This is a genomic window from Sporomusa sp. KB1 (assembly GCF_007830295.1).
Classification (GTDB): domain Bacteria; phylum Bacillota; class Negativicutes; order Sporomusales; family Sporomusaceae; genus Sporomusa.
Genome location: NZ_VLKC01000002.1, coordinates 4,199,128 through 4,214,837, shown reverse-complemented (window position 1 = coordinate 4,214,837; position 15,710 = coordinate 4,199,128). Strand labels below are relative to the sequence as shown.

16 protein-coding genes are annotated in these 15,710 nt (G+C 42.8%); 2 read left to right on the top strand and 14 right to left on the bottom strand.

Annotated features, from left to right (window positions below):
- Positions 1-8 precede the first annotated feature (8 nt).
- From SALPA_RS23420 to SALPA_RS23385, 8 genes are all read right to left on the bottom strand, one after another.
- Positions 9-1,007 carry a radical SAM protein gene (locus SALPA_RS23420; RefSeq protein ID WP_145099721.1) on the bottom strand — a complete coding sequence of 333 codons (999 nt, stop codon included), beginning with the start codon at positions 1,005-1,007 and terminating at the stop codon, positions 9-11.
- A gap of 45 nt (positions 1,008-1,052) precedes the next feature.
- Positions 1,053-1,835, bottom strand: a complete 783-nt coding sequence (locus tag SALPA_RS23415) for an ABC transporter ATP-binding protein (protein WP_255451319.1) — start codon at positions 1,833-1,835, stop codon at positions 1,053-1,055.
- Entirely contained in the window at positions 1,829-2,779 is a 951-nt protein-coding gene (locus tag SALPA_RS23410; RefSeq protein WP_145099718.1) for an ABC transporter permease, read from the bottom strand. Before SALPA_RS23410 ends, SALPA_RS23415 begins: the two co-directional genes overlap by 7 nt.
- Positions 2,780-2,790: 11 nt before the next feature.
- Complete coding sequence (locus SALPA_RS23405; RefSeq protein ID WP_145099715.1) at positions 2,791-3,783, bottom strand: ABC transporter substrate-binding protein; 993 nt, start codon at positions 3,781-3,783, stop codon at positions 2,791-2,793.
- A gap of 17 nt (positions 3,784-3,800) precedes the next feature.
- Positions 3,801-4,463: an ABC transporter ATP-binding protein gene (locus SALPA_RS23400; RefSeq protein WP_145099712.1), complete on the bottom strand. Its 663-nt coding sequence runs from the start codon at positions 4,461-4,463 to the stop codon at positions 3,801-3,803.
- Positions 4,463-5,671, bottom strand: a complete 1,209-nt coding sequence (locus SALPA_RS23395; RefSeq protein WP_145099709.1) for an ABC transporter permease — start codon at positions 5,669-5,671, stop codon at positions 4,463-4,465. Before SALPA_RS23395 ends, SALPA_RS23400 begins: the two co-directional genes overlap by 1 nt.
- Positions 5,668-6,093 (bottom strand): DUF4418 family protein, encoded by a 426-nt coding sequence (locus SALPA_RS23390; RefSeq protein WP_186451201.1) that lies wholly within the window; start codon positions 6,091-6,093, stop codon positions 5,668-5,670. Before SALPA_RS23390 ends, SALPA_RS23395 begins: the two co-directional genes overlap by 4 nt.
- A 285-nt stretch (positions 6,094-6,378) precedes the next feature.
- On the bottom strand, positions 6,379-7,341 hold the full coding sequence (locus SALPA_RS23385; protein WP_145099704.1) for a radical SAM protein: 963 nt from the start codon (positions 7,339-7,341) through the stop codon (positions 6,379-6,381).
- Between the two features lie 557 nt (positions 7,342-7,898).
- Here SALPA_RS23385 and SALPA_RS23380 point away from each other — a divergent pair.
- Both SALPA_RS23380 and SALPA_RS23375 read left to right on the top strand, forming a co-directional pair.
- Complete coding sequence (locus SALPA_RS23380; protein ID WP_145099701.1) at positions 7,899-8,294, top strand: PadR family transcriptional regulator; 396 nt, start codon at positions 7,899-7,901, stop codon at positions 8,292-8,294.
- An 86-nt stretch (positions 8,295-8,380) separates the two neighbouring features.
- Positions 8,381-8,737 carry a hypothetical protein gene (locus SALPA_RS23375; protein ID WP_145099698.1) on the top strand — a complete coding sequence of 119 codons (357 nt, stop codon included), beginning with the start codon at positions 8,381-8,383 and terminating at the stop codon, positions 8,735-8,737.
- A gap of 182 nt (positions 8,738-8,919) precedes the next feature.
- On the opposite strand, the gene SALPA_RS23370 is transcribed toward SALPA_RS23375, so the two are convergent.
- The 6 genes from SALPA_RS23370 to SALPA_RS23345 all read right to left on the bottom strand — a co-directional run bounded on the left by SALPA_RS23370 (position 8,920) and on the right by SALPA_RS23345 (position 15,710).
- Positions 8,920-10,152 carry a phenylacetate--CoA ligase family protein gene (locus SALPA_RS23370; RefSeq protein ID WP_145099695.1) on the bottom strand — a complete coding sequence of 411 codons (1,233 nt, stop codon included), beginning with the start codon at positions 10,150-10,152 and terminating at the stop codon, positions 8,920-8,922.
- Between the two features lie 21 nt (positions 10,153-10,173).
- Positions 10,174-10,767 carry an indolepyruvate oxidoreductase subunit beta gene (locus SALPA_RS23365; RefSeq protein ID WP_145099693.1) on the bottom strand — a complete coding sequence of 198 codons (594 nt, stop codon included), beginning with the start codon at positions 10,765-10,767 and terminating at the stop codon, positions 10,174-10,176.
- Positions 10,764-12,557 (bottom strand): indolepyruvate ferredoxin oxidoreductase subunit alpha, encoded by a 1,794-nt coding sequence (iorA, locus tag SALPA_RS23360; RefSeq protein ID WP_145099690.1) that lies wholly within the window; start codon positions 12,555-12,557, stop codon positions 10,764-10,766. The genes SALPA_RS23365 and iorA overlap by 4 nt, the downstream gene beginning before the upstream one ends.
- Positions 12,558-12,988: 431 nt before the next feature.
- On the bottom strand, positions 12,989-13,453 hold the full coding sequence (locus SALPA_RS23355) for a DUF4878 domain-containing protein (RefSeq protein ID WP_255451318.1): 465 nt from the start codon (positions 13,451-13,453) through the stop codon (positions 12,989-12,991).
- A 154-nt stretch (positions 13,454-13,607) separates the two neighbouring features.
- Positions 13,608-14,471 (bottom strand): methylenetetrahydrofolate reductase, encoded by an 864-nt coding sequence (locus SALPA_RS23350; protein ID WP_145099684.1) that lies wholly within the window; start codon positions 14,469-14,471, stop codon positions 13,608-13,610.
- Between the two features lie 183 nt (positions 14,472-14,654).
- Positions 14,655-15,710, bottom strand: a complete 1,056-nt coding sequence (locus SALPA_RS23345; protein ID WP_145099682.1) for a LysM peptidoglycan-binding domain-containing protein — start codon at positions 15,708-15,710, stop codon at positions 14,655-14,657.

Here is a 15,710-nt window from a genome sequence, read left to right as displayed (position 1 = left end):
AACAATCCTTATTTACCGCCAAACATAATGGATGGACCTTTAACAACTTTCCAGCCGGTTTCTTCAAAGGCTTCCGTGCGTTCTGCTACGGTTGCACCGATAATGGTATCGGCTTTGGTGTCACGAGGATTAGAACCAGATTCGGCCCAAGAGAGGTTACATCCGGTTACACCGCCAAGAATAGAATGATCACCGGCATGCCAAGGAATTTCATATCCGAAAAATACGCGAGTTGCCGCCATACGAAGTGCCTGAGCCAGCTTATCAATAATACCGTGACGCTTAAGCGGTGATGTAGGAATGGGAAGACGGCGGCCACAGCCGGTATGAACAGGTTTAATTTCATCACGGAGAAATACGGCCCGCTTTACAATTTCAGTCAAAGGATGTTCCGGACCGCAAGGTTCAATGCAAGTCCCGACTTTGAGACCATTGCGCTTAGCCGCTAGCATGGTTTCTTTGCGAGTCGCCGGATCGATTCCTGTTGTGTCCCCTTCTCCCATGCGCCATACATGATAAATACCGGCATACCCGGCTTCTCTCAATTGTTTTGCTTCAGCATCGCCAAAATCTCCTACATTAGCAACCATGATTGATTCTGGCTTGAGTGCTTTGCGAACTGCCCGGGAAACTTCGAGAAAGAGATCAAATGGATAGTCCGCTGTAATCATGAGATAGATAGCATTGGCACCATCGATTTCAAAACGCAAAGCACGTTCGACAATTTCTTCGGCCGAATAGCGTTTTTCTTCATGAAATACGTCGTTAATCGGCGCAAATGAGCAAAATTGGCAATTTATAGAACAAGGCCCCGCATTTACACCGACTTGGGCATGAACTTCCGCCATCCCATGGGCGGATTCCCTGCCGATCTGCCGGGCTGCCTGCCAAATAGCAAATGCTTCTCTGGATTCTGGCTCTTGCTGCAACAAAAGGAGCAGTTCGTCACTGGTGATTTTTGTACCGGCAATTGCTTTATTGAGAATTTGTTCAACTTCTTGATTCATACATAACCCACCCCATTAATTATTATTTTTTTAGTACAGATGCATTTAATCGCTGTTTACGCCAAGCGCATCCAACATGATTTTCTTATATTGAAAAAAGGTATCGTCATTTCTGCGGCGCGGCTTGGGGATATCAATATCAATGACCCTTTGTATTTGTCCGGGATTTGCTGACATAATAACAACACGATCGCCGAGATAAATGGCTTCATCAATATCGTGTGTAACAAAGAGAAGCGTCATTTTCTGTTCGTTCCAAATGCGCAGGATCTCATCCTGCATGCTCATGCGAGTCAAAGCATCAAGAGCGCCCAACGGTTCATCCAAAAGCAAAGCTTTCGGATGATTTACAAGGGCACGGGCAAGTGCTACACGTTGTTCCATCCCACCGGAAAGTTGATGGGGAAAAGCATTTTTGAACGGGGTCAATCCCACGAGCTCGATATATTCATCAACATCAGCGATATGTTCTTTGAGAATACCACGTGCTTCGAGACCGGTAGCAACATTGTGCCATACATCGTTCCACGGAAACAGCGTTGGATTTTGAAAGGCAAAACCGCGTGTAAAATGAGGTCCGGTAATACGCTCGCCATCAATATAAAGTTCGCCCCCGGTTGGGTTGTCGAGTCCGGAAATCAACCGCAAGAGTGTGGATTTTCCACAGCCGCTGGGACCGATGATCGTAACGAATTCACCGGCTTTGATTTCAAGCTTGATATTATGTAGAGCCTTTACTTCTGTATTTCGTGCATCAATAAATATTTTTGAAACATTGCGGATGGATATTTCCCCATTTATGTGGGATTCTTTCTTTATGTCTACCACTTTACAGTTCCTTTCTGCCAGCCAAGAATCCGGTCACGCACTGTGAAAAGAAGCGATGTACAGCCGGAGCACATGAACGCGCTTATGCCAAGAGCTGCATAGAGTTTGTAGTATTCAGCCCATCCCTGTGCCCAGTTAATATACCAGCCGAGGCCGGCTTTTACTCCCAGCATTTCGGCTGCAATGAGGGTAACAAAAGCACCACCAAGGCCCATAAACATACCAACAAATATGGTTGGAGCCGCACCGGGAAGCGCAATTTTCAAAAGCTGATAGCGCTCATCCGCGCCCAGTGTACGGGCAATTTCAAAATAGGACTTATTGATATTGCAGACACCTGAACAGGTCATGACTGTAACTGGGAACCAGACCGCTAAGGCAATAAGGAACACACTTCCGGAAAAGCTAGTCGGGAAAGCTACCAGAATGACAGGAATCCAAGCCGTAGCTGGAATTGGCCCAATAATACGGACGACAGGATTCATCCAATAGCCGAATTTTTCGTACCATCCCATCATTAAACCACTCGGGATGCCAAGCATCAGACCAATGAAGTAACCGAGAACAAGCAGACGCATGGAATAGGCAACACTCTTTAAGAGAACCGCCCAGTCAGTGACATACGCTTCAAAGATCTTGACCGGCGATGGGAAAAATGGTAATGGAAGCAAGGCTTCTTTCAACGTAATAATTTCATAAATTAGTGTTAAAAGAATGACAACAGTAATATATAACGAGTAATACGAAAGTTTTTTACACCAGTTCTGCTTAAAATTTGCGCCGATAGCCCAAACTGCGAATACAAAAGTAAGGAAAGAAATGAGCATCGTATAGTAGCTGGAATTAACCAGTTGCTTGTTAGGCATTTCAATATGGATGCCCAGTGTAATAATCAATGCTAAAACCGGCGCCCATAATACAAATTGTTTTTTAAAAGTTTGCATAGTTCCCAACTTTATTCAAGAATTTTATAGGATTTTTGAATAAGCTCTTCCGGATTTGTAGATGCGTCAAATACACCAACGTCTTTGAATACTTTGACATGCCATTTCCAATCCTTTAAACCACGTGCCGGATCGGAAAACCATTGATAGGCTTTGATGAGCTGTGCATTAAGTTCAGGCGTACCGCCGGTGTATTTTTTTTCAACCATCATCTTGGCAACTTCATCTGGTTGTGTATTGCAGAATTCGCCGCCCGCTTTGAAAAACGCCTGGATGTTTTTAGCAACTTCAGGTTCTTCTCTAACAACTTTGCCGTTAACACCTACGAAGCAACAGGTGTAATCTTTATAGGGAGACATGGTTACATTGCTCCATATAATTTTTGCTTTACCTTCGTTTACAGGAATCTGCGCAAACGGGTCCCAGGTACCAAAGCAATCGATTTCACCTTTATCCATTGCGGTCTGGAGTTGAGGCGGAGGATAAACTCTCCATTCAACATCTGTTTTCGGATCAATGCCATGCTGTTTGAGTTCATTGCTGAGATAGGCCATCAACGGGCCTCCCATGGCGTCTACACCAACTCTTTTCCCTTTAAGGTCAGCGGCGCTATTAATTGGAGAATTAAGCGGAGCACATGCTTGAATACAGCCAGTATGAGCGGCATCGATTAATACAAGATCCATTCCCTGTTCAATACCTTTGAAACTACCAGGGGATGAAAGGACAGCATCAACCTTACCAGTAGAAAGCATTTCAGCAGTATTTGTTGATGCCATTTGTACGAGTTCAACTTTGATACCAAGTTTTTCAGCAACCTTGTTTTCGTAAGCGGCAAAGATAGGCGCTTCACAGGTACCGCCCCAATAGCCGATTTTATAAACCCGTTCCGTTTTGTTTTTGGCTTGATCTGCAGCAGTTTTTTGGTCACTGCCACAGCCAGTAATGACGAAAACTGTCGCTACCATAATCGCGAGTAAAAAAGCAATAAATTTTTTATTCATTTTTGGGCCTCCTCTTTTTAGCGGACAAGCTGTAAGAACCCGTCCGCCAGATTATATTCACAATCCGTCTTAGCGGCAAGAAAGCGGTCATGCGTGACAATCACAACAGCAGATCCGTTTTCGCCTGCTTTAAAGAGAGATGATGTGACGATTTGGGATAATGCAGGATCGAGATCATTTGTCGGCTCATCGGCCAACAGAATATCCGGTTCCATAATAAGCGCTCGAACAAGGGCAACACGGCGCATTTGCCCAATACTGAGTTGTTCCGGCTTATAGTCCAGATGGTTACTCATACCAAGAGAAGTCAGAAGTGCGACGGCTTTTTTTTGCATATTGTTTTTCCCGGCAAGTGCAGCACAGACAAGTGTATTTTCAAGAACAGTCAGTGAGCCCACAAGGCGCGGTGCTTGAAAAAGATAGCCAAATCGAGCGGCACGAATTTTGGAAAGTTCAGCAATGTCAGTATCAGCAACATCCTTGCCGTCAATTAAGATGCTCCCGGAAGTTTGCTTTTGCAACAACCCCATAATGGAGAGCAGCGTAGTTTTCCCTTCGCCGGAGTTGCCAGTGATAGCCGTGGTTTTCCCTGCTGCGGCGATAAAATTGATCCCCCTCAGGATGTCGATTTTGCCAAATGATTTATGAATAGTCTTGAGTTCAATCAATGTTTTTTTCATCAATCATATTCTCCCTTTGTCATCACACTGCTTGGATCTAACCTTGCCGCCTGCCACGCTGGTAAAACAGAGGCGGCGGTTGTAACAAATACGCCAACAGCAAATGTGATAACGGCACTTATGAAAAGTTCACCGCTAGAAAGAGAAATCAGCGGATAAGAACGCAGTGCGGCAAGGAAGCTGCACGAGCCACGATACAATAGCATGCCGGCAAGCAAACCAATAAATCCGCCGATTACGGAAATAGACATTGCTTCTCCGATAATCAGCGTATACATCTTACAGCGAGATGCGCCAAGAGCAAGGTAAATGCCATATTCGCCGCGTCGATGCCGCATGGAAAGATAAAAACTAGCGAATACTTGAAAGATGACCGTACCAATAATGATAAAGCTGAGCGTACCGATGATTTGAATGAGAAGCTGCATTTGACTCTGAATGCTTTTTTTTACATCAACAGCTACAATGAGTTTTATGCTCCCTGTTTTAGCAAGATATTCATTGATGTAGTTTATATCTGCGCCTTCTTCCACTCTAGCGAGAATAACCGATATAAGCTTGTCCGGTTGTCCGGCCTTAGCCCATATAAAGCTGAACCACTCGCTGTCTTTTGCCAGCTGGCGGGCAGTATCTATATTCATATAGATGGAATAGTCTATGGATGAACCGGTTTCTCCGGCAACGGCAGCAACATCGAATATTTTTCCGAGAATCGTGATTTGCGGTTCTCCTGCATAATCATTTTTTGCCCCGATAATAACACTATTTTCCGGTAAGCTGCCGTTATAGGCTTCAGGCAGCCACGGTTTAATATAAGTGTCAGTTGCAGGATCAATCCCGATAACACGTGTTGGAATATTGATACTGCAGCAGTCAGCACCGGAAAGTGTATGCACAAAGAACTGCGGCGATACAGAGGCAAGGCCTGGAATGTTTTTAATTTCCTCTAATTTAGATTTGTTCATATAAACATTTACAGGTGCGCCGCCGTAAAGAAGTGTTCCGCCTTCGATTTCAGCAGTATTGGGAACAATGACGATATCGGCGCCCATACGTTTGATCGCCTCATTCATGCCGGTATCCGAGCTTTTATACAGTGCGGATACCGCAAAAGCAACGGCAACGCCAATAGCGATCGCTATAATGAGAATACTATTTTGCAGTTTTCTATGTAAAAGGTTGCTGCGGATCATGTGAAATAAAGTCATTCATCTTCATCCTTGTCAATCAGTGTATGACTGCGAAAATTTTTGCAGAAAATACTTATGCCTAATAAGAACAAGGGAATCGCTCCCACCATTGTATACAGATAAGTCTTATGACAGGCCATAGTATCTTTGACACACATGCCGAGTCCCCACGACTGGGGTAGTGCTGCGGCAATAATTCCACAGATGCACAAAACCAGACCCAATGCTTTTTTTACCTGAGAGCTTGATGTAAAAATGAGGTAGATGCTGACAATGACAGCCATAATTGCGTTAAATGGTTCGGCATGCCATGTATACCAGCAAGACATATGCCCCATCCCGTGAACTTGTGAAACACATGGTGGAAAAAGGAACGGTACTACCAAGAGCCATAATGATAGTAAGAGACATATACCCGGTATCAGTTTTTTATGTTGCAATTTTCTTCCTCCTTTATTGCTTGAAACCACTGTGTATGCATCAACTTCCCTTCATTCCAGTTTCACTCTGTGCTTCAGATCTACTATTATTTTATAGTAAAATTCTATCAATTGCAAGATTAAATTTATTTGCAATTAACACTAAGGCAACTCTTTCAAAGCTTTCGCCATTTTTTAAAAGGCACCTTACGCTTTGCGTAAAGTGCCTTTTCTTGTCGACAATCCCCTGAAGTCTATACTCCCGATTTTATTCTAATCACACAACCGCATCAAAACGGTGACATTTCAAATATCATATTCAACATCCGATAGTAATTTTTTGATCGCAGATACCGATACTCCTCTGTTTTTTTCAGTATTCGAATTATTATCTCTGGGATTAGCGCCTACTTCAGCATACAATTGATTAACTCCGCCCAGCAGCGTTAACGGTGTCACTTCGTGAGCATTCATCGCGCGCGATGGTAACGATACAATCCGTGTTACTGCGGCAATTTTGGCTAATTCTAGCGCGGTTATTTGACCTTTATCATGTAACGGTGTTCCCGGTACAGGTATCCTTCGCATAACTGCCATTACTTTTACATGATAGTCACGTGCCCGCATCATTTCATCCATAAGCTCCTGGTAGCTATGCTCCGGCCCAATAGGCTCCACACAATAGTATAGATCAAGACCGGCAGTGACAATAGCGTCAAGTGTTTTTATTCTTGTTTCCGGCTCTATATCGGTATCAATGCCTTCCTTTAAGCGATGAATATGATATACCCCGGTAAATCCGACTTGTTTTAATTTTAAAGCAATATTGACATCAAAATCCCCAATATTAGCAACAAATTTGATAGTAGGCGGTAATTTCTTCTTTACTTTTTCTGCTATCGCCAAAAAATCATCAATAGGATAATCGGCAGTAGTCATCAAAAATAAATCGTCGATGTTCGCCTCAATTAGCTTATCAACTTCTTGAGAAACAGTCTTATAATCTTTTCGCCATTTACTTTCCATAGAATAATGATCTTTTCCCATTGAACAAAATTTGCAGTTCTTCGTACATGGCTCAGCATTTATCCCGATTTGGGCAAAAATATATGCTTTGTTATTAAAATTTTGGCGTGTCAAACGATTCGCGACCGATAATATTTTATAAAAGTCAGTGGATTTATTTTCTACATTTAATAAAGTCAGTGCCTCTTCTCTTGATATCACACAGCCTGCTAAAACAGAGTCTACTATTTTTTCAATATTCATTTGGTTCCTCCATAATAAAAGATTATTTGCATATGTAATTATCTATAAACATGGGCATAAATCTTTGAATAAATTCACCGGCCTTTTCTTTGCATTATTTTACAATTTTTATTATAAGACTAACACATTTAACAGAATAGGTCAATTAATACTTAGCATGTGCTATGCAAAGAATTTTGGACACTCTAACGCTTGATATAAAAATTTAATAATTTTGATTAAATTTGCAGCGATATCTTTCAAGTACTGGACTTAGTCTACTAAGTGTGCTATTCTTTTTGTAATGATTGCAAAATAGTAGGCTGTTCTTTTTTTGTTTCGCCCGTAACAGCATTGATAATTCATATTACTTATGGTTATATATACTAGGAGCTTGTTGCACTGCAATACGTTTTAAAGTATCAACCAAACTATCTGAAGTGAACTCGTTTCAGCATAGCTGAAATATTGAGGATTCAGTTGGAGAGTCTACTCCACCTGATTAACGCCGCCTCTACAGGCGGAGTCTTGACTCGCGTACTAAGATAAAATAAGTGAAGATATGAGGTATCGTCCAAATGTTAAAATTTAGTTTAAAGAAAAAATTTCAAGATTGCCCATGCACAGGAGCCAATCTTGAAAGATTCATCAATCCAGCTATTCTTACTCTTCTAGTTGATAATCAACTACATGGCTATAGTTTAGTGCAGAAGCTACAAGAAACCGATATGCTTCGAAACAAGAAACCTGATCCCGCCGGAGTTTACCGGGGCTTGAAACTAATGGAACAGCGTGGACATGTCACTGCCGTTTGGGATGTATCAAATTCGGGTCCTGCAAAAAAATTGTATAGCATAACAGATGATGGTCTGGAATGCCTTAAAACTTGGATAAATACATTGGATACTTACCATAACTCACTGGGATTGTTTTTATCTTTCGCCCAAAAAACCGTGTTAAACCATCAAGATTAAACAATTATCCTTCTGATGGCACTTTCTATTTTAAAATAGAGTTATGTCAAGTTATACCAAAATGTAGTTTGCAAGGAGAAAAAAATATGTACTCACGCATTCATACACAAAGTGATGTTTTGAAGAACGGCAAGATTATGCTGTTGGTTGACTGCAATCCAGGCTGTATTACGTTAACTGATTTAGAATACGCAGAATACGCACTGAGAGAAGTCCTTGTGGCGACTTATAAAGCTATTCAAGAAATCACATTAATCAAGAACAACTTCACTTATGATGCCTATGTCAATATTCTTGTGTCGTTGACCAACAACCTTAAAACTATTACAGAGTCCCTTATTGCACTCAAAACCGAAATTTCGACAACAGACAAGCAATGTAGCACTATTGCAGAATCTTTTACACAAAAAATATCCATATATAAACCAAAAATAGAACCCTAAAATCTTGTTAGGGTATAATCTTAAATCCCTCAAATGACAATTACAACGATACCGTAATAGAATTCATTCGAAACTACAAAAAAGGAAACTAACTCCTGGAAAGAGTGGAATCGTGACGTGTGAAAACAGGGTACCGGCTGACCGGTACCCTGTTTTTATATTATATTTAATTCATCTATCTATTAATACCGATTATCAATAACTCTGGCTGTTTTCTTTTCACTGCGCGGCAGCTGGCCGATACTGAGCGCTTGAACATTAATTGTTAAACCCACTTTGGTTTTAAAATACTTTTTTACGCGCAATTCCAGGTTAGTGGCATCAAAGCCCTCTTGCTGCTCAAACCGTAGCAGCATAGCATCCTTACCTTCTTCGCGGTCTATGACAATCTGATATTCACTGCTAATGCCTTCAATATGTTTTAAAACATCTTCCACTTGACCGGGATAGATGTTTACTCCCTTGACCTTAACCATATCATCAGTTCTACCCAGAATTAAGTCATGGCGGGGATGGGGCAAACCGCAGGAGCATTCTCCTGTCAGAATTCGGGTAATATCCCTTGTCCGGTAGCGAAGCAGCGGTGCCCCCTCTTTGGTCAAGGTGGTGATAACCAATTCTCCAAACTCTCCGTCAGCAACAGGCTTGTCTGTTTGTGGGTCAATAACCTCAAATAACAGATAGTCATCCCAATAATGCAGACCATTACAGGCGCTGCAGCTTATAGAAATTCCCGGGCCATATATTTCAGTAAGTCCATAAATATCATATAACTCAACTCCTAGTTCCTCACGTATTCTAATACGCATTTTGTCGCCCCAGCGTTCAGAACCAAGAATTGCTTTTTTTAGTTTGATATGGTCTTTCAGGCCGCGTTTGTGAATCTCTTCCGCCAATAATAGCGCATAGGAGGAAGTCGCGGCAATTACTGTTGACTGTAAATCCATCATCATCTGTAATTGTTTCTCGGTATTTCCCGGTCCCATCGGAATCGCCATCGCCCCTAATCGTTCAACACCGGCCTGAAAGCCGATACCGGCTGTCCACAAACCATAGCCGGGCGTAATTTGCACCCGGTCTTTGGCTGTCAAACCGGCAACGCTCATACAACGGTGCATCATCTCGGCCCAAACTGCGACATCCTGGGCCGTATAGGGGATAATTATCGGTTTTCCCGTTGTTCCCGATGAGGAGTGGATTCTAACAATTTCTTCATCAGGAACGGCTTGGATATTAAGCGGATAGGCCTCACGTAACTCCTCTTTGGTGGTAAAGGGGAGTTGGCCAATATCTGCTGGGGTTTGAACATCAGCTATATCAACGCCGGCAGCTTTAAATTTATTCTGGTAAAAAGGACTTTTTTGCTGCACTCGCTGTAGCAGGGCCTGTAACTTGGTAAATTGTTCTGCGTTCATTACTCAGCACTCCCTTATTTATTACACATATTGCTGGAAGTTGTAGCCAATTTCCAGTGCCTTCTTATTTAACTCCAAAAATTTCGCTGGCAGATTTTCTGTAATTGTCTGTAGAACTTCTTCCCGCGAAAAAGGCAATAACTGCTGCTTAATAGCAACTCCCAGCATGATAACATTAAGTACCTTGGCCGTACCGGCGGCAGCGCACAGTCTTTGTCCGTCAACAAAGACCACCTGCCGCCTAGTGCTTTGTAGATAATGAATTATGTCAGCTGCCTGGTAGCTGTTGCCTCCCAGGGAGGATGTCACCGGGATAATTGGTTTGCTATTGACTAATAACTGACCATCCGGTTTCAAAAATCCAATATTCCGCAAGGCTTCAGCTGGTTCAAAACCGATAATTAAATCTGCCATACCTAGTGGAATGGCTGGCGAACAGTTTTGATCGCCAATGCGCACATGGCTAACTACACACCCACCCCGCTGCGCCATGCCAATGGTCTCCGAAGTTCTGGCAAAACACTGGTTGCTAATGGCTGTCTGGGCAATTATTTTTGAAGCAAGCACAGTTCCCTGACCACCAACGCCTGCTAATAAACAATCTATTCTCATCATTCTAACCCTCCAATTGCCTGCACCGGACATATCTGCCCGCACAGCTGGCAGCCATAACATAAATGCGGATTAATTGTTACCTTATCGTCAACTGCACTCATGGCCGGACAGCCAATCTCCTTAATGCACTTTTTGCAACCAATGCAGGTTTCTTTAATTTCCTGAACTGCATTAGGTTTGACAATCGCAATACAGGGTGCTTCAAAAATCACAACAGATACGCCCTGATGATTTACGGCCGCAGTTACTGTTTCAACTGCCTGGGATAAATTTAGCGGATTGGCCTTGGCGACAAATGTTACACCACAGCCTTTCAGCACATTTTCGATACTGATTTTTTCAGAGATGGTTCCCATCATGGTTTTGCCAGTGCCAGGGTGAGGCTGATGGCCAGTCATGGCCGTAGTGCTGTTATCAAGAATAATTACCGTAATATCTGTTTCGTTGTAAACGGCATTAATAATTCCGGGAATACCTGTATGGAAAAAAGTTGAGTCGCCAATAAACGCAATTTGCTTCCGGTCCGGTTCTGCCAGCTGCAAACCTTGAGCAATAGTGATGCCAGCTCCCATGCAAAGACAAGTATCTACCATATCCAGCGGCTGGGCATTGCCTAATGTATAACAACCGATATCTCCGGTAAATACTGCTTTTTGTCCGGTCTTTTTCATGGCCTGCTTTACACTGTAAAAGGAAGCCCGATGCGGACAGCCCGCACAGAGTACCGGCGGTCGCACCGGTAACTGCGGCAGCTCAACTGGCTTAGGCAATACCGTCTGGGCCTGCCCAAGGAATTTACTGATGGCAGCGGCTACAATTTCATAGCTATATTTACCAGCTACCGGCATAGCCTTGGTCAGCTTGCCTGTTATGCGGATGGCGAGACCTAGCTTGCCGCATAAGCGAAGTAAATTCTCCTCAACCACCGGATCTAATTCCTCGATCACCAGAACCTCTTCCAGACCTTGCAAAAACGTAAGTGCCAACTTGTCAGGAAAAGGATGTGGTGTTGCCAGCTTGAGCACCTTAACAGGATTGTTGATCGTTGCTAGCGCTTCCGTTACATAAGTAAACGAAACACCACAACCAACAATGCCCAAGGGGCCTTGGCCACTTATGTGGTTATAAGAGGAAACCGAAAAATCCTGACTGATTTTAGCTTCATTCGCATCAATTTTTATATGATTTTGATAAGATAAGCGCGGAAATATTACCCACTTGGGGTCTTTTATAAAGCCTGCTATTTTGTTGCGATACCGTTCATCATCAGTTTCAACGCTGGCGCAAGCGTGGCAAACCTGGGTAGTGGGTCTAAGCAATACCGGTGTATTATATTTCTCGGACAAAGCAAAGGCCTCGCCGATCATAGTATAGGCTTCCTCAGGCGTAGCCGGATCAAAAACCGGCAGATGCGCATAGCGGGCAAAATGCCTGGTATCTTGCTCTGTTTGCGAAGATATCGGGCCAGGATCATCAGCTACCAAAACAACCATGCCGCCCGTTACACCGATATAGGTCAAACTCATCAACGGATCGCTGGCAACATTAAGACCTACCTGTTTCATCGTAACCAATGTCCTAGCCCCGGTATAGGCTGCCCCGGCAGCTACCTCCAGGGCTACTTTTTCATTGACCGACCATTCTACATATATATCATTATCCCGGTGCTTAGCAATCGTTTCCAGCACCTCGGTCGAAGGTGTCCCTGGATAGCCACATACAACATTGACGCCAGCTCTGATAGCACCAAGCGCAATTGCTTCATTACCCATAAGAAGTTTGGTCTTCATGTATTCTCCCCCATCTTTTCTGGACAAATAAAAAAACACCTGTCCTTTTTTACAAGGACAGATGTCTAACCTGCGGTACCACCTTGGTTGTCAAACATTGTGTTTGACCGCCTCATAAGAATGCCATCACATTCTTGGCTCGGTAACGTGAGCACACGTTCAAAGCTAGTCAGTCCAAAAACTTTTCACTCCACCCTCAAGGGTCCATTTGTTCAGTCCGCATTTCTGCCAAGTTCCCAGCACTCCTGGCTCTCTGTAAGCGCGTAACTGATTTAATCTCCCTATCATCAGTTTACAATATTATATTGGAAACTAAACTTTACTATAAATATATTTAACCACACGGCATTCCTCTTGTCAATATGTACTTATGTGAAGCGCTCCGGGAAGAGCGCTTCACTCCTACAATAGTATCAATTAAAGAGTATCTCTTAAATACCTGTAAGTAACTGAGCTAATATCTGATACTTAGATTCACGGAAAATCTGATCATAGTCAACAATGTACCATTCCCCATTGATTTTCTCAAGCCCTACTGGTTTAAGTATAAGACTAAGTGAATTTTGTTCTGTTTGCATAGTTGCCAGGGCTGCAGCATAATTACCCTGCTGCGCCACAATCTTGACGGAAAGTAAATTAGCGTTTTTTATAGTAGCGCTGCTCTGCCCAGTCACAAACTTTAGTACTGTCTGTGTATCCCCCATCGATGTTGGCGACACATATAACGCAGCCTCCTTCATGCGACTGCTTTTGGCAGCCTCAAAGAAATGCTGGATTACCGCTTCGGGTGATAGATTAGCCTGACGCGTCAGATTAGAATCGTTACCGCCGCCACAGCCTGCTGTAAGCAGCAAAGCCATCATAAGTACTGCAACTGCAAGAAATTTGTTTTTCATGATTAGTTTACATTCATCCTTTCTATCTGATATTATGGTAACAGGATACGGTCCCATTATATCACATTGCGGTTGCCTTTTAATCTGGTAATTCTCACCATCAATAAATACAATGAGCGCCCCCTTATTGGTTGGCGCTCATTGCCTTTTAGTTTTACCGCTGGCTTTGCAGCTCCCTGGTAAAAGCAATCAATTTATTCGTTACTGCCACATCACCCATCCCCATTATGTGTAGTCCATCTATTTGCTGATAAATCTGACTGATAAACTCACAGGCTACTTCAAAACCGGTTTTTCCCTGCTGCATTTCGGCAAGTATATTGGGAGGTATGGTTATCCCGGCCACATTCTTGTTGACAAATTCAGCCATTTTAAGGCTTTTCAAAGGCATAAGCCCTAATAATATGGGTTTTCCGAGAGCTTTAGCTTTAGCTAAAAACCGCAGTGTTTGTTCAGCATCATACACAGGCTGCGTTTGGAAAAAGTCCGCACCAGCGTTCGATTTTTTCAACATATTAGCCATTTCCGCATCCAGGTTTACGGCTCCTGGCGTGGCCGTGGCGGCAACAGTAAATTGGGTTTGCCCTTGGAACACTTCACCATTCGCATCTTTTCCCTGATTAAAGCCTTTAATTAACTCAATTAAGCTTGCTGAATTATAATCATAGACTGCCGTTGACTGATATGGGCCATGCTGTGGACCATCACCGGTTGTTGGCAATAGGTAACGAATACCTAGCGCATGAGCTCCCAGCAAATCAGCCTGCGTTCCCAGCAAACTACGATCCCGACAGGTAAAATGGGGAATGGTTTCCATACCTGTCGCCCTGGAAATAACCGCTGCTGCCATTACGGAATTCATGCGTAGTCTCGCATTGGGGCAATCATGAATATTGAGAGCGTCCAAACCGGAATACTCCTTGACCTTGGTAATACTTTCTTCAATATTAGTACCATTTATACCGCCTAATTCAGTGGTATAAACAAAAGACTTACCTAATTTATCTTTTAGCACCACAAGAGTCCCTCCCAAGAATGTTTTTTATAGTATTCCATGAAAAAGGTTTATTCCCTTTTATTTCTTCGTCTAAATTTCAGCAGCTTCTGCAACGTTATACCTCCCTTGTCGCATAGGTGAGTAGTAAGTTATAAAGAAGCTTCCAGCTAAATTACCTAGCGGAAGCTTCCTTTTGTTGAACAGCTATTGTTGGTCATTTCGTGGATGATCTTTCATAGGAACTTTGCCGTTGATCATATCACTGACGCGATTTGCCATAGCAGCTTTTATTTGCTCGGCTTTATCTGCTGGAATTCTGCCTTCTTTTACATCTTGATCAATGTGTTGCGCCATATCTTCCAGCATCAAATCTTTAAGACTCTGTTCGCTAACACCACGCTCTTCAGCAATTTTCAGTAAAGATTTCCCTGATTTCATCTCTGTTTTCAGAGTTTCTTCATCCATGTTAAGCAGACTTAATAATTTTTCATTATGGAATGGATTATGCATAGCCCCATGCCCATGCATAGGAGCTCTGCCATTAATAATGTCTGTTATATGCTTCTCCATATTGGCTTTCATTTGCACTGCCTGATTCTCCTGGATACGACCTGCTTTTACATCCTCATCGATCCGTTCAGTCATTTGTTGGGTCATGAAAGCCGTAAGTTCTTGTTCGGAAACATCATGTTCTTTGGCAATCGTCAGTAAAGATTTTCCAGATGCTCTCTCCGTTTTCAGAGTCTCTTTGTCTATGTTAAGTAGACTTAATAATTTTTCATTATGGAACGGACTGTGACCCATAGGTCCAAATCCATGCATCGGAGCTTTGCCATGAATCATATCTGCTGCCCGTTGAGCAATATCAGCTCTCATTTGCGTTGCCTTAGCATCAGACAGCCTACCTTCTTTTACTCCCTTATCTATATGTACAGATAGTTGTTTAACCATAAAATCTGTGAGTTCCTGCTCTGATATCCCTTGTTCTTTGGCAATGGTCGCTAATGTTTTACCATCTTTTATATTGGCCTCAAAGGTTTGAGCATCGACTTTCAGGAACTCCAGTAAGGCTTGCTTATCCTCATGAAAGCCTTTCATCCCACATCTTTTAGGAAAATTGCCTTTTTCAGATTGAGTCTGTTGCAATTTGCCTGTTGAATTATCCTGCTTATCGGCAGTAGTAGCAGCCATCACAAATCCAGTTGCAGTAACCATTGTTGCCACACTGATTGCTAATAACCACATTCTCTTCTTATTCAT

Bases quoted from the DNA above. Each gene is read 5' to 3' on its own strand.
- SALPA_RS23375 (WP_145099698.1), top strand. From the start codon at position 8,381: ATGTACTCACGCATTCATACACAAAGTGATGTTTTGAAGAACGGCAAG.
- SALPA_RS23365 (WP_145099693.1), bottom strand. From the start codon at position 10,767: ATGATGAGAATAGATTGTTTATTAGCAGGCGTTGGTGGTCAGGGAACT.
- SALPA_RS23380 (WP_145099701.1), top strand. From the start codon at position 7,899: ATGTTAAAATTTAGTTTAAAGAAAAAATTTCAAGATTGCCCATGCACA.
- SALPA_RS23345 (WP_145099682.1), bottom strand. From the start codon at position 15,710: ATGAATAAGAAGAGAATGTGGTTATTAGCAATCAGTGTGGCAACAATG.
- SALPA_RS23405 (WP_145099715.1), bottom strand. From the start codon at position 3,783: ATGAATAAAAAATTTATTGCTTTTTTACTCGCGATTATGGTAGCGACA.
- SALPA_RS23420 (WP_145099721.1), bottom strand. From the start codon at position 1,007: ATGAATCAAGAAGTTGAACAAATTCTCAATAAAGCAATTGCCGGTACA.
- SALPA_RS23370 (WP_145099695.1), bottom strand. From the start codon at position 10,152: ATGAACGCAGAACAATTTACCAAGTTACAGGCCCTGCTACAGCGAGTG.
- SALPA_RS23355 (WP_255451318.1), bottom strand. From the start codon at position 13,453: ATGAAAAACAAATTTCTTGCAGTTGCAGTACTTATGATGGCTTTGCTG.
- iorA (WP_145099690.1), bottom strand. From the start codon at position 12,557: ATGAAGACCAAACTTCTTATGGGTAATGAAGCAATTGCGCTTGGTGCT.
- SALPA_RS23410 (WP_145099718.1), bottom strand. From the start codon at position 2,779: ATGCAAACTTTTAAAAAACAATTTGTATTATGGGCGCCGGTTTTAGCA.
- SALPA_RS23400 (WP_145099712.1), bottom strand. From the start codon at position 4,463: ATGAAAAAAACATTGATTGAACTCAAGACTATTCATAAATCATTTGGC.
- SALPA_RS23395 (WP_145099709.1), bottom strand. From the start codon at position 5,671: ATGACTTTATTTCACATGATCCGCAGCAACCTTTTACATAGAAAACTG.
- SALPA_RS23385 (WP_145099704.1), bottom strand. From the start codon at position 7,341: ATGAATATTGAAAAAATAGTAGACTCTGTTTTAGCAGGCTGTGTGATA.